Origin of the sequence: Paenibacillus vandeheii, assembly GCF_030433635.1 — a bacterium.
In the GTDB taxonomy this organism is placed as follows: Bacteria; Bacillota; Bacilli; order Paenibacillales; family Paenibacillaceae; genus Paenibacillus; species Paenibacillus vandeheii.
On record NZ_JAROCD010000011.1, the window covers coordinates 66,472 to 81,002 of the forward strand.

Genomic DNA, 14,531 nt, shown 5'->3' on the forward strand with positions numbered 1-14,531 from the left:
CTATTGATATAGTTAATCTCATTTATATCCATATAGAAGTCCATATATTCATACAATCTACGAAACGTGATAGATCAATTTTTCCACTCTAAATTCCGCACTATAGATTAAACTTGTAAATCAAAATAAAAGCTTGTACTTAAAACAAGCTCCATCCTGCAGGTATGGCATATTTAAATGCAATAAGACTCCCCAGGAATCGAAAAAGTAATCCATTTGATAATAATACTCGATATAGATTATGATAATAAACGAATTGGTTTATTATTGAAGTTTGGAGGTATTCAGATTTGGCCATCGTAGACGACATGCGGAAAAAGATCGAAGAACTTGAAGCTAATATAGCGGTTTATGAGGATATTAGCAGTAATTTACCTAGTGACATTAATTATATTGTTCAGAGTCTACTTAACCATCAATTAAACGACCTACGTTTCAGGTTGGAACGTTTCACTTTTCTTAAATCAGAAAAACAATGTAGCCAGTGTCAAAACTGGATCAAGGAACATGAGGAACCGGTCCTACTCAATTATCAGTACAATAAGATGAAGCCTCTTCACATGACCCTCTGTACTAATTGCATGTCTGCTATGGATAAAGTGATGGTTACCAATGAAGCTGAATCTAAATGGGGATTGCGGCCAGGAACGATTAAGCAAGATCGGCATCTTGGGAAGCTCAGGGAATTTGAAGATATGGGGCTTATCGTGAATAGCGGGAGATATATAAAAGTACACGAACTTGTAATGCGGGCATACTATGAACCTAAACAGCTTGAAAAAGTAGCAAAGAAAGATAGAAAAACCAAAAAAACTAAAAATGAAAAAGAGGCGCCTCAAGAATAAATCTTGGGACACCTCTTTATTTACGTTTTATCGGGGGTCGCAGTACATACTACACAAGGTCAGTCTTCGCTCTTTTTTCTTCTTATCTTGAAAGATAAATATCACTCGGTCACTATATGATCGGATGTCCTTAATGCCTTTGATAACGATACTTATTCCCTCACTTCCCACTAGATATAGTGTTTTTCGTTTCATGGCTATGGAGCAAAGATTGAAGGGCTGACTCAATATTCCTGTTACCCAACTTTGTAATTCACTGAAATATGCTTGCATAGTCACTCCAATTAACCGATTCTGAACTTCTTCTATGGGCATATTAACGTTATCATAGGTTTCTGGAAACATACATAGTGGAGGATCTGCAGCAGGAATATCGCTCACTTTAAAATATGCTTTTGAATTAGATTCATAATCAAAATAACCTTCAAACAAGTACTTCTCCTCATATTCCAATAAAGAATGTACCGGTTTACGCAAATTCATATATGCTCGCTTTCTTCCCCATTTAATTGGCGAGGGAATACTTGTATCAAGAAGCACTCTCGAATACCACATGTGATCAAGAACAATGGGAATCGAGAACTCAATATTCTCATCCTCATAACAGACGGATCCTGTTTTTCCGCTCCATTGACTCATTTGGTGAAGCATGAGGTAAGATTCATATATTTGAGTCCGGTGTGTTAGAGTGTTTGTTAATTGAGCAGCGGTATCTTCTAAAGTCATCTGTTCCATAGTTAGTCCCTCCAATTATCGATTAATATTGGAATTCAATTTGATCCAGTAGCAATTCTTTATGGTCAGAACTGTTTAAAATGAACAGCTCAAGCAAATCTTCAGGTGAACAGTGATTTGGTAATGATAGTTTAGTAAAACACTCAAATAAACGTTTCCAATATGGATATTTTTCTGCGCCCAATAACCAATCGAAATCCGGACGGCCTAAAAGTATTGAAAACTTTTGATTGAAGAAAAAGTATAAAGGCTCATAGTGAAATGAGCTCCCATAAAGCAGTATCTCCTCAACGCTCTCATTACCTGGATAGGGATACAGCTGCAGGTATCTTCTAATTTCTTGTAAAGGTACTTCTAGTGGATGTTCTTCATTTGCATCAGCTAGCTGTAGACGATCAGACTGCACAAATATGGTAGTTAAGTTGTCCTCCATTTGTACCGCAACATGGTCATAACCGTTGCAGCCTTTGGAAATACCATATCTTTGGGTTAGACCATCAATTGTTGTATATACCACCCGGTTACCTGGATAACGGACAGAACATATGTCGGGGAAAAACTCCTCGTTTAAGCAAGGCTGTACCATAAATTCTGTTGAGTTCATGATGAACATTCCTCTCTTATAGAAAATAAAAAAAGTCCTTAATGGCTAGTAACAGCCTATTAAGGACTTTTTGGTGCTGAATGTATCAGTGTAGAGTTTAATTTAGAAATTCCATGAATCTTGATAAAAATTAGATTTAGGAATTACGTAGATTTCCGAGATTAATGGAATTTTAATTTCTGTGTGTCCCTGCGGAAGATTTAAAATTACCGATTGGGGTCTACTCTTGGTATATAGCACCTGGACAGCTTTCCCTGCGATCATCATCCCTTTCACAACCATCTGAATGTCATCTTCAGGCTGAATCGATCTGGCAGCCATACACACAGCCTGGTACCGTTCTGCCCATGCTATATCACCATGACTCACACGATCAACACCAACGGTTTCGAGTTTCACTTTGTTGTTGTTTTCATCGATTAGAAATCGTGGTTCCCATGTAGCATGGAACATGGCTGATGAGAATGGACCTGGATCATGGGGAAAGAATCGATGAATGATCTCCCAAAAACGATGGGATATCGCCAATCCTTCCGGAAGCTCACGGGCCTTAACTTTCTTGATGATTTCTACCACCTCAATTTGAGAAAGGGGCAGATTGTATTCTCTCCAGAATGTAAGAAGAATCGTGCGTATATCGATGGTTAAATCCCCATAACCGGTACTAAAACCACCTCTGTTTCGGTAATACCCTGTACAGCCACCATATCGAATTTCTTGTACACCTTTTAATAGCCTCCTCATTTTGTAATGAGGACCCAGCTCTTCAGGATATGCATCAACGAGATTACTTAATGACTTATCCTCTTTAACGACTGTGCATGCCCAGCAGCCAAAGCGGGCAGAAGATCCGGAACACCCTTTGACGGCATCATTTTCATTCTGGATGATGGCTCCAATGGGGCACTCCATCATTCCTGAAGCAAGCCCGTAGATATTGATAAGATTGTGATTGGAGTACTCTTCGTTCCAAGGAGCTGGAGTCCGGACTAAGTAAGTGGCCACATCAGCAGCGGTCCAATGGCGTATCGGGGGCGCAGTTCTTAATCCCCCTCTCAAAACATGTACACCATAAAAATCATTGCTAAAATGGTGTTCAATGGACTTAGATCGATTACTGGATTCAGCTGATCTCACTCCGAGGACCTGGCAGACTAACTCATTGTTAGAGAAGCGTTCAAGTAAATCATTTTGTCCTGGGTTTATTTTAAGTCGCTCAACGCACCACTTAAATGTTGCTGATGGTGGAATGAATCCATCTCCAAACACGCAAGCCGTGTAAGTTTGGTCTGATTCGGGTTCTACTATAGTAAATCGATCGATACTAAATCCGTTAATAAATAATTGATCAAGCTTATTCGTTACGACTGATTGCATTGTACGAATATGTTGCTCGATGATCGGGTTCTCTACTCCTGTACTGGCTGAGATAATATAAAGCTTGTCCTGATACATCGGATTCGCTAATACAAATTCCACACATAACTGTAGTAGTACGCTGGAGTCTTTCCCTCCGGAATATGCTATGACTACCTTCTCATTCTCTTCAAAAATACGTTTTACAGCTTCCTGTGAATACGCAATTAATTGAGAATCGATGGTATCTTGAATCACCATAGCCTCTTTTGGAAGAGGTTCTGTGTCTACAAGATATTCAGTGATATCAAATAGAGCCTGGCTCTCATACTCATTTGTATGTCTGACACGTATATTTGGCCACTCATTTGGGAGGTTAACGCCATAAGGGGGGATTTGTTGAGTTGTAAAGAAGATCTCAAGCAAGAAGGAAAACTCACTTGAAACTCTAAACCAAAGCATAAACTTATGTTTCGGAGATTGAAGGTGCACACTGTATGGTTTTTGGAATGCGTCGATAAAGGTTTGTTCTGGCACACAACATTGTGTCTGCAGATTTCCTTCCAAATCTTCTATTAGTTTAGCTAAAGGATGGTACTCAGGTTCCGATAGAACACTTGACCAGTGCACGTTTGTTTCTTTTCCAATCAGTTCTTCAATCGGTTCCTCATTAATAAAATGATGTATCGCAACATAGAAATTTGATAACTGAAATACGGAAGTCCATTTTCTAACGGTCCCGAAGTACACACAGCCGGCATCTTTTAGTAGCCGCCATAACTGAACAGATTGTTGGTTATGTTTGTGTAAATGCAGAACAGGTTTAATTTTACTAACCGTTTCTTTGAATTTGTAGGTGTCTTGTTCCATAGTAATAACAGCTCAAATAAACAAAATTAACGAAGGCAAAAAGCCCTCATTAATAATTCTTATAAGAGCTTTCCTCCATTTAATTGTTTTTTAAAAGAAAAGAAGCGCACTTCGTTATGAAGTGCACTTCTTATGGATTTATTTAGTTGCAGCAACCTGGTTGTAAGGTGATCGTCTTAATTCCTCAAGATCACGAGAAATCACATCTTTAGTCATGGAAGGTGTTCCAGCAACCCAGTTTGAAGATATCCGTCGCTGTTGCACCTCATGAAAGGCTTTAATTGTATCGTAATCAGAGGAGGAGGCAGGACGACGAGCGTTGACTTGTAATTGTCCTTTAAGCATTCGCTTCATTAGTTCCACTCCTTCAAGTAAAAATTCCGAATTTTGAAAATCTCCAGAAAAGCCAAACTTATTTGGTAATATAAATTTACCACGATCCGTTCGGATATTCAATGAGATGCGGTAGTCCTCAACAAGTGACTCCTTCATCACGTGTAGCTTGTCCCACACAGATATGCCGCCAAAAACCGGATATCTTTTATCGACGTTATCAAGATAACCGAAATCGCCGAACCAGGTATACATTGCTTCAGCGTTATAAGGCATAATGTCTAATGTTTCGAACTCCCTTACATTCAGCACATGTCCGAATTCATGTTGTAAAGACTGAGCACAGCGCTCATGTAAATTTAACATGTTCAAGTTTTCCAGCAGAAAACTTTGAGAGTCAGGGCTCATTAGCTCTTTTAAGACAAGTTGAAAGGCTTCATTCTTATACAAAATTTTTTCTTTTTCAATCCTTAACTCTGTATTATCAGGTAGTAAAATGATACATTCTTTGTTCATGCTTGGTGATTTATACATTAGTGCAATCCCATCTCCATGAAGATGAGAACGAAATTTGAAGTAAAGATTGAATACCTCTACCTCCTGCAGCATAGCGCCCCGTTGGATTGCCTTTTTGATACCACCATTCATTTCATATTTGGTTCTAGGCGGCTCTTGATTCGGTAATATTTGATCCGTATGTTGTATGAGTTCCAGAATCAAACCTAATTTGGCTCTTACATTTTTGAACCTCGGTTTTTCGAACTCTAACCAATCTGTTTCCTCCATAATTGCTTCGATTTCATCATCTTCTGTATTAATGACTACTTCTACATCATCATCAAACTCTGCAGGAGTAATGTTGGATACATAGTCAAATTTAAGGTCCTTATTCACTGTTTATTCTCCCTTAACTGGCCTTGTAATAGCTCTATTATAGTATTTTATTTGTATAATTAATATGATCGACATGGCCAAACATCATAACTACATGGCCACTTTTCGTTGTATAACTTCCGTTTGCAGTTTCCAAGTTCCAATCCATAAGGACTGGGGTTAGAGTGTTTTTTAAATCATTTAAAAAATGTTCATCGAATAAATCGTTCCGCATAAATCCATAGGCGACTGAATTACATTCCGCCTCTAAACTGTAGGGGATCCATTGAGTTGTAGTAGATTCATGTTCCGCGATCTTCATAAGTTTAAACCAATGAGATGGAAGAAGTCCTTCATCCACCTCAACGATACACAGGACTGCTGCTTTTTGATTATTCACGAAATACCTCTCCTTTGTTTAATAAATTGTTGAAGTACTGATCGTAATATAATTTGAGTTGTTCATATGCAAGGATCGTATTGTTGATTTGACCTTTACCATATTTCTCATGTAACTCACTTACAGTGAGTGCATTAAATGACGCAAGTAGCTCGTTGAAATAGCTGGTATCTACAATTTCTTCGATATCCAATTCAGCTGCTTCTACTACAAGCAGGTTGTACATCTCGTCTTGATTCATGATCTTTTTCAACCTATGAAAGTGATATTCATATTCACTTTTCTCAGCTAATTCCAAGACCCACTTAGGAATCTCTTCCATTTTCAGTACCCCCTTTGTTGAAATAAAAAAGAGCTTGCCCGTAAACAGGCAAACTCATAAAAATTATTGAATAAATAGTATTATGCACTTTAGCTCATATCAAATTATTAATGGGTAGAAGTAATCTACTGCTCATTGTTTCAGACATTTGCTTCGTATCATCTTGGAATTGATGCCTCAAGTTCATACGTAAACTCAAATTCGTTTACTTCGTAAAGAAAGCAAACTCCTGCGGAATTTTAGTGAATTCTAATTTGAGTCTTCATAATAGCATTATGCATCCACTATACAAAATTGTTATACCATTTTCAACTGAACATGATATTAGTCACAATGAGCTCTTAATTGATGATCTATGGATTGCCCCAAAATCTTCGCCACCGGAAAAGCAACACCATTTCCAATGAGTTTATATTGATTTGTTAATTTTACGTCATCCGGAATCACAAAAGAATCGTCAAAACCCATTAATCGGAGAAATTCACGTACAGTAATCCTGCGGTCTTGAACGGGATGAAGGAAGGCTCGGCCATCCTTCCCGATATTAAACCCTATCATTGGACTGATGGAGTTCCAATCTAACCTCCGAACCCCTACCCACTGATTGCGAGGATGTTCTATTAGATCATGGATGCGCTCTGGCGTTGGACTAGTCCAAGTTACCACGTGATTCGGTATATGAATTCGTTGATGTAATTCTGTAGGGAACGGTAAATCTCCAATTGCTTCTCCTACTGTCTTATGGATGTATGGTGGGCGCGGGAATTGAAATGGAAAATTTAGATCCTTTCGTATACCCACAATAAAAATTCTGCTCCGGCTCTGGGCCACTCCAAAATCTGATGCGTTGAGAGTACCTACAGTTATGATATATCCGTATTCCTCAAATGCATCAATCAAATCTTGAAGTGCAGACTTATATCGTTGATACAACCCAAGCACATTTTCAAAAAGGAATGCCTTTGGTTGGATCCGCTTTATCCCCTCAAGGTAGGCCCACACTAATTTACCATGCCTACCGAATTGTCCTCTAGCAGCAATATTGTTTGAGGTATAGTCAAAACACGGCGGTCCCCCAAAGACAACATCTACAGTTGGAAGACTCGACTGAGTGAGTACTTGTTCGAAATCCCCTACCACAATGTGTTCGCCAATATTATGCTTATAACATAGTGCTGGCTGAGCATGGAGTTCGTTGGCCCACACAATGTCAAAAGAATCCTTTAGTCCATAATCTAAGAGTCCACCGCCTGAAAAACAGGATAAAGCAGTGAATTTTTTTTCGTTTTGTAGTTTTTGCATTTATTAGCCCTCTTTTTTAGAAACTCACAGTTTCTAAAGAGGGCAACCAATCAAGTAATCCTGGGGTGGATTACGTACACTTGCTAAATGGCTTTCTTATACCCCGGTCCATTTGCTGTAATGGTTTTATGGATTACTAAAGACCCAGTCCGGTATCAATCATATTCAACACTGTGGTATAGATACCAGATTGTTCATCCAACCCGTTAACCGGGAAATGCTTTGCTACGTTTCCTTTCCTTCCGAATAGTTCGAAGTACATCAAACCAAGGGCTATCCATATATTGGTCCCTGTCATCTTCGTAGCATTGGTACAAGTTAAAACAGCTGGGTTGTCCTTGATATTCACAATTTGAACATTCGTTCTCAATAAATCTAGCTGCTTCATCATTAGACATCATGTACAGTAGCTCAAGAGACAGAGTACCCACGAACCAATCACCCTGTTGGAAGTTATCATCATTCAGTAAGGCACCTGGGATGACAAGAATATGCTTTGCCACACCAAGCGGGACATCGCGGTCACATTTCAATTTTCGTTTACGCCCATCTAAAAAACCGCGATTATATATCGCGGTTTTTAGCTTGCCATCCAACGGCACAAAATAGAATTTCTCTGTACCGGATATGATTTTTTGAAATAACAGTTGCAATCGTCCTTTACTATTTACGTGAACTGAAACGAGTTTCGCTTTTGGCATATATCCTCCTTGAAAACTAATTTAAAGCTTCCAGCTCCAACGTCATTCGCTGATTGAGTTTTTTGATTTTGCTGTTTCCCATAGCAATGAGATTTTTTATTTCGGTTATTGTTAAATGTTGTAGCAAACGAGGTTGGTCCAATATAGCCTCAATACCTGGTAATCGGCAATTTGAAGCTAAGCGATTAAGCTCAATACTTCCGTTGGCATGGGCAATATCAGTTAGCCATTCTCCAAGCTTAACTAAAGCCTGATCCACTTCTTTCATTTGTAGAATTATTTGCCGTCTATTCATACGCCCACCTCTTCTACACAATCGCGATCCTCAAAACAGTGGATAACGAAGTAATAGTGGTCTACCATAGAAAGATAATAGCCAAACCTTTTCAATTGAGATCCCAGATCAATCAATAAAGAACAATCACGTTCACCTGTATCCGGGTTTATTAAACCGTAGTTTATAGCTAAACTTGCTTGTCCTTCATACGTAACTGTAATGGTATGTACATTCGGTGATGGAACATAATCCGTAGGATCGATATATTCATGGACTTCGTCCTTCCCGCCATCTCCAATGTAAGCTTTGCCATTGAAATATATAGTCACATTGTTAAAAAGGCTATATTTCTTAAAAACATCTCTTATACCATCTGCAATGTTCTCCATGGTACATCGATGAGCTTCGCTTTTAGATAGGTATGATTTATCTAAGATCCAAGAACTATCTGAAAGAGTTCGATATTCCAGACCAACTGAAGGTCTATAGCGGAATTGAACCGGACAATTATAGCTATCTATGCCCGTCCAAAAAGTGTGCTCTTCCTCTGGGATAGTAATGTTGTACACGCAATTAAAGCGTTCTTCAATGTATTGTTGAACTTCGGTTGTCAAAATGTCTCCTCCTCGTTTTTCCCTTTATTGAAGGTGGTTCCCTGGCCGAAGAAATGTAAGCCAGCCATCACCAACATCTTTCATAATGATTCTGTCTAGTGAACGTTTAGATTCGTACACCCAACCAAAGAAGTGCTCTTCAGTTTCATATTGGTCCGGGTAAACCTCCCAGACATGCCCTACACCTTCATATTCATCTAGAAGAGCATGGCTAGAAACCGTACCGATTTGACGAAGCTGGTTGTAATGTAGCTCAATTGAAACGTGACTGCAGATGTAGTCCATAATTTCTCCTTGTACGAAATTGATTCGATTTGGTGGATCTTTCTCTTTTCTGTTCTTGCTCTTTTTGGGCTGCAGCTAACTTCAATCGTTCTAACCGAAGTTGTTCTTTCTTTTGTTCCCCCCGTCGAAGCATCTCCAAAATGTAAAATCGATTCACACCAGAGATTTTTTCTCCGTTGTACTTGTATTCATCAATTGGGTGGAGCATCAATTGTTCCAAATCCGTCATCACCGGTAGCCATGGTCCACAAATATCACCGTAATCTGGGTGATAGCTGCTGTACCAAAACGATCCGTTTTCCTCTTTTTTGATTGCGTACAAAGAGGCGTTTAAATCTTTTAATCCATGAAGCAAAATGACTGCTACATCACAGAGAAAAAGCTCAAAATCCATTGTTTTCTTCATCGAACTCGCCTTCCTTCCGTTTTTATGTATAAAAAAAGACGCCTAGCTACTTTTCAGTAGTTAAGCGTCTTATAAAACCGTTAAGGGTTTGGTATATTATGAATTAAATCTGAACTGACATTTTAATTGGTAATTAGCTAGCACCCTATTAGAAACTGGGCGATCTGAACTAAACTTACTTTCGTGCCATCTTTTCAGAATAAAAAGTACACACATTAACCCTCAATCCATATGTCCTATGCGAAATTAGATAGCTGTCATCATGCTAATACATGTTCACAGTGTAACCGCTCTGAGGGAAATCATTTAATGTAATATAACTACATTCTATATGAAAATTACCGATTACTCAACCTGTTATTACACCTGCTCTTCGTACAACTTTTCAACATCAGGCCATTCATCAGCGGTTAACAATTCTAAATTGTTATTGTCATCAAGAACATAGAATAATAAATCATAAGAATCGTTGTGTTCATCTTCCAGTTTGCAGAGAACGATGTATCTTTTTGATTCACCCGCAAGTATGTTCAAGACACGATACTCCGCGATGAAATCTGTAATCTCGTTTCTTAAGGTCAAAATATCCGACAGCTCAATTTGAATTGTGTTTGTTTCCGGAACTGGTTTTGTAATAGCATTCAGAACTATATATTCGTTGACCTTCATAATGACACTGTCGGGATCCATACCCGTAACGTCAAGTCCGAAATGAAGTGCTTGGGTTTCCGCTTCTTCAATGTTTTCAACAATAGATAGATTATTAATCATATATATGTCCTCCAATATTTAAATGTATTGTGCTTAACATGGTCCGCCTATCCCATGACGGAAAGCACCTGCGGGATAGGTCCACTTTTCCTTATCTTCTAAAATGATGTCTGAAGGTGTGATTTCACCTGTTACTAACTGGTGAATAGCTTTTTGCTGATTATGCTGTACACAACTTGGCGCATTCCCCACATACTCATTTAGACTAAGCTTGTTATCGAGTGTAAAGTTTAAATCAATCTCAGCCAGTACGATATTTTCGTAATAATCTGGGAGAATCTCTTTTATTCCAGCAAAGTGAGAGGGGCTGCTGAAAATACAACAAGCACAAGAAGCCCTTCCCCATCCGACAACATAACAAGGATGTGGGATCACTCTGTTTCGCTTCAATACTTCCCATACATCCTTTTCAGAATAGTCAATAATATTTCTATAATGGTGGACAAACCTCTTTTTCCTTGAAGGGGCATGTGCTCTGTGAAGTTCCATCATATTGTATTTAGCACGGTTGTTGCTTTCTCCCCTACGTTCACCACTAACAATTAGGATTTTACAATTTTCCTGAGTATCTAATTGTTTTTTGATAGCTACATCACTAACTTCAATTTTTAAGGCACTACTGCAGTATCTGGTTTGCAAGTTCGGGCTTTTAGCAGGGAAACGATAGCGATAACCGTAGCTCTTCAATTCATCTTCAAGGGTTTGTTTAGTCTCTAGGTTTCCTTCCTCCTCAGCTCGTTGAAGAAGCATCTTTAGTTCCTCGCTCCTTGACCAGGCTCCAGGCTCTATACGTTTCATCTTGGCATCAGCATCTTGAAACTGTACAGGACGCTTAGATCCTAGCCTGTACACTTCTCCCCAGAAACCTTCTTCCCGATAAGAGAAACGAATTTCTAAACCAAATACTGCTGCGAAGGCAGTACAGTATGGTTTGGTTGCTGGCCAATCCATTTTTTTATTAGATCCGCCATCAATGTCGTGATGTAGAAGGATAATTTTAGATCGCGGAACCCCTTTTTCAAGGAGATCTAATACGGAAGCAACGGAATCTTTCCCTCCACTGAAAAGCACAAAAATTTTATGATAACTTTCCAACGGATCAATATGATCCAAGTATATTTTCTGCATATGAGGTGTATCCGTTCTTCCAGGTACGTTAGGAAAAATGTTTGTATTATTACCGTATATCCTGTTGCTTTTGTAACCATATACCACCGGTGTGGCTTCGTTACATTTTCGGTCACGAACTAAATGAGGTTGATCTTGAAAGATATCCTCTAAAAATTCAAACGATAACTGTACATTAGAGTTGGCCAATACATAACCTCCTACATTTTATTAGACATAGAACAGGTATAGCTTTAAAAGCTATACCTGTTTTGAATTATTGTGGTTTAGATTAGTCTGCCGTTCTGTTTTAAAACATAAACCCGAGTTGTCCCTTCTGATTCATTTGAATGCCGAATGGTTGCGAAGTAGTCTTTTTAGAAGTATTTTTACTTCTGAAAAACATCTCCGCAATTTTATTTGCGATAGATTTAACGATTCGACAATCTACGCTTTGACCAAGCATTTCATAGATGCGTGTTTCTGGAACATATGGTGGAAATACAAACCAATCCGGAACAGAAAGAATACGCCGAATTTCTTCAATCGTCAGAAATCTGAAGGACTGTTTATCCTCTGAAAGAAGATATGTACTTGATGCAGATTGGGCTCGGTATCGCTTAGGGATGCACTGTATTTCTGTGACCTCAGGGGTGACGAACGTCTTTTCAAGACTACGATTTTTCCAACTATTATTCTTTTCCGCCTTTGACTCAAAACTTTCCATGAATTTATGGAGTGGTTTCCAAAGATGGGAAACTCTTTTGCCATCTAAGTAATCTCTCAGTTTTCGCTTTCGGATACTCTTTGGTGTCTTTGGGAATGAAAATGACTTAAAGTCTTCTTCATTACGAACTGCAACAACATAGGTTCGTTTTCTTCGTGCGATCGAACCAAAATCATGCGCTTCTATCGTTGATTCGCTCCAAAAGGGAAACTCATCTGAAAGTAAATCTTTAATCGTTTTGTAAGCGTCAGTGGAATAGAAACCAGTCACATTCTCCATAAAAATTGCACGGCACTTTGTACTACGGATTAGCTCCGTTGTTGCTAATGCAAGGTTGTTGAATATCCCAGCCTCCATTAAACCCAATGTTGAAACCTCATTACACGGCAACGTTACAATGGTTATATCCGATTCAGCTACAGTGTTACAATCAAGAAGATCCCCAGTGTATAAGTAGCTCTGCGGGAAGTTTTCGCGATATACGGCACTACTATCGTCATCAAGCTCTATAGCTCCAACAGATGAGAAATAGCCCGTGTCTGAAAAACTGCTGCTCACGATGCCTGCCCCACTACAGATGGTGAAAGTCCTGATCCGTTTGTCTGAGCTGCTAACCAAGGAATCTTGAGTAAATAATTCAAAATGAAGAGGTCGAATGAAGACCCTACTCATGTGATCATCCTTGAAGACACACATTTCTACTTTGTTCTCAACGTCAATAATACTTCGATAGCTTTCCTTCGCAGTATCGACAATAGGTCGTAAAACGCCATTACTCTTCCGTGATGACACATGCACGACATGATCTTCATCTGTGATAGGCTCTGATTGTATGATGATTTGTTTTGAATCTACATCAGTAGCTATGAACAATTTTTGTCCAGGTTCAAAGCCAGCTGCTTCGCATACTAAAGAATAAAGCCAGAGACGCGGCTTCATCGCTTTCTTGGTTACTTTGTAAACTTTCTTAAGCATTAAATTCATATGGATTTCCCCCTCTGTGTATTGGTCCTAAATTAGATAGAGTAATAACGACGAATGTTTTCTGTTGTCGGCAGATAATACAAGTCTCGAATCAAAGGATGATCATCATAAGTGACGATGATATCGGCGCCAGGCATTCCTTGATACAGCGACTCCAGTAGTACATTCAATGCAACATGTTCATTTTTTTTATAGAAGTGGCGATACAACTGGTTACCTTTTTCAACAAAAGGGGGATCCACAAAGATGGTTGTTCCCTCAAGTGACCAGTAGTATTCTTCAATGACATGTAATGCATCTTCATTTAGAACAGTTATGCGATCACTTAATGTATGAATCTTTTCAATTCGTTGAATCAGACGATCCGGGTTCCACCGGGACAATCGTTTGACTGCTTCGCCGTTTCTCCCTCCAAGGGGGTTGGCTTTATAGATACCGGAATAAGCTAAACGATTGACAAGTAAGGTATACCAGGCTGCATCTAAGGTTGTGCAGTTGGGGTAATCCTTTTTAATGATTTTTTGAGCATTAAAATAGTCCTTTTCGGATGGTGATGAGCTAGATTGCAACCGATAAATTAAATCATATGGTGCATGTTTTATCGTCCAGTACAAAGCATAAATACCGAAGTCCACATCATTAAGAACTAGCCTTTTGACTACTCCTGCTTCAAGTAGTGCAAATTCGGCACTCGCACCGCCGGCATAGGCACCAACAAGGCATTCAGATTTTGTCTCCCTGATTTTCGAATGGATAGCCGGTATCATTTTTGATTTTCCACCAGGATACCGAAGGCAAGAAAGCTGCTTATTAAATTTTATTTTGGGTGCAGCGAGCCTAGGGGTGGATTCCTCCTTCTGTCCTTTTTCTTCTAGTAATAAGGTGAACCGGTGTTCATTACTAGAATTGAAATAGGTAAAACCATCGCAGTAATCGCACCAAAACCCCTCTTCACTTGAATCAATATCATCAAGCGTGTCCTCTAAGGGTCCACAAAACCTACATACCAGCTCCATAGA

16 protein-coding genes are annotated in these 14,531 nt (G+C 39.0%); 1 reads left to right on the forward strand and 15 read right to left on the reverse strand.

Annotated features, from left to right (window positions below):
- Positions 1-290: 290 nt before the first annotated feature.
- The gene (locus P5G61_RS21575) at positions 291-845 is read left to right on the forward strand and encodes a hypothetical protein (RefSeq protein WP_024630827.1); all 555 of its coding nucleotides are present in this window, start codon (positions 291-293) and stop codon (positions 843-845) included.
- Positions 846-872: 27 nt separating this feature from the next.
- On the opposite strand, the gene P5G61_RS21580 is transcribed toward P5G61_RS21575, so the two are convergent.
- The 15 genes from P5G61_RS21580 to P5G61_RS21650 form a co-directional block, all read right to left on the reverse strand.
- Positions 873-1,580, reverse strand: a complete 708-nt coding sequence (locus P5G61_RS21580) for a hypothetical protein (RefSeq protein WP_024630828.1) — start codon at positions 1,578-1,580, stop codon at positions 873-875.
- Positions 1,581-1,602: 22 nt separating this feature from the next.
- The gene (locus P5G61_RS21585; protein ID WP_024630829.1) at positions 1,603-2,184 is read right to left on the reverse strand and encodes a hypothetical protein; all 582 of its coding nucleotides are present in this window, start codon (positions 2,182-2,184) and stop codon (positions 1,603-1,605) included.
- Between the two features lie 102 nt (positions 2,185-2,286).
- Positions 2,287-4,410 (reverse strand): phosphoadenosine phosphosulfate reductase domain-containing protein, encoded by a 2,124-nt coding sequence (locus P5G61_RS21590; protein ID WP_024630830.1) that lies wholly within the window; start codon positions 4,408-4,410, stop codon positions 2,287-2,289.
- A gap of 138 nt (positions 4,411-4,548) precedes the next feature.
- Complete coding sequence (locus P5G61_RS21595; protein ID WP_301248437.1) at positions 4,549-5,637, reverse strand: hypothetical protein; 1,089 nt, start codon at positions 5,635-5,637, stop codon at positions 4,549-4,551.
- Between the two features lie 37 nt (positions 5,638-5,674).
- Positions 5,675-6,016 carry a hypothetical protein gene (locus P5G61_RS21600; RefSeq protein ID WP_024630832.1) on the reverse strand — a complete coding sequence of 114 codons (342 nt, stop codon included), beginning with the start codon at positions 6,014-6,016 and terminating at the stop codon, positions 5,675-5,677.
- Positions 6,009-6,338, reverse strand: coding sequence for a hypothetical protein (locus tag P5G61_RS21605; RefSeq protein WP_024630833.1), 330 nt, complete (start codon positions 6,336-6,338; stop codon positions 6,009-6,011). The genes P5G61_RS21600 and P5G61_RS21605 overlap by 8 nt, the downstream gene beginning before the upstream one ends.
- Before the next feature lie 324 nt (positions 6,339-6,662).
- Positions 6,663-7,640, reverse strand: coding sequence for a DNA cytosine methyltransferase (locus P5G61_RS21610; RefSeq protein ID WP_024630834.1), 978 nt, complete (start codon positions 7,638-7,640; stop codon positions 6,663-6,665).
- 206 nt (positions 7,641-7,846) lie between these two features.
- Complete coding sequence (locus tag P5G61_RS21615; RefSeq protein ID WP_024630835.1) at positions 7,847-8,341, reverse strand: hypothetical protein; 495 nt, start codon at positions 8,339-8,341, stop codon at positions 7,847-7,849.
- Positions 8,342-8,357: 16 nt separating this feature from the next.
- Positions 8,358-8,636 carry a hypothetical protein gene (locus P5G61_RS21620; RefSeq protein ID WP_024630836.1) on the reverse strand — a complete coding sequence of 93 codons (279 nt, stop codon included), beginning with the start codon at positions 8,634-8,636 and terminating at the stop codon, positions 8,358-8,360.
- Positions 8,633-9,232, reverse strand: a complete 600-nt coding sequence (locus tag P5G61_RS21625; RefSeq protein ID WP_024630837.1) for a hypothetical protein — start codon at positions 9,230-9,232, stop codon at positions 8,633-8,635. The genes P5G61_RS21620 and P5G61_RS21625 overlap by 4 nt, the downstream gene beginning before the upstream one ends.
- Positions 9,233-9,485: 253 nt before the next feature.
- Positions 9,486-9,923 carry a hypothetical protein gene (locus P5G61_RS21630; protein WP_024630839.1) on the reverse strand — a complete coding sequence of 146 codons (438 nt, stop codon included), beginning with the start codon at positions 9,921-9,923 and terminating at the stop codon, positions 9,486-9,488.
- Between the two features lie 360 nt (positions 9,924-10,283).
- Positions 10,284-10,694, reverse strand: a complete 411-nt coding sequence (locus P5G61_RS21635) for a hypothetical protein (RefSeq protein ID WP_024630840.1) — start codon at positions 10,692-10,694, stop codon at positions 10,284-10,286.
- 33 nt (positions 10,695-10,727) lie between these two features.
- Entirely contained in the window at positions 10,728-12,011 is a 1,284-nt protein-coding gene (locus tag P5G61_RS21640) for a phosphoadenosine phosphosulfate reductase domain-containing protein (RefSeq protein WP_024630841.1), read from the reverse strand.
- 100 nt (positions 12,012-12,111) lie between these two features.
- Positions 12,112-13,512 (reverse strand): DNA cytosine methyltransferase, encoded by a 1,401-nt coding sequence (locus tag P5G61_RS21645; protein ID WP_024630842.1) that lies wholly within the window; start codon positions 13,510-13,512, stop codon positions 12,112-12,114.
- Positions 13,513-13,544: 32 nt separating this feature from the next.
- Entirely contained in the window at positions 13,545-14,528 is a 984-nt protein-coding gene (locus P5G61_RS21650; protein WP_029881003.1) for a DNA adenine methylase, read from the reverse strand.
- Positions 14,529-14,531 lie beyond the last annotated feature (3 nt).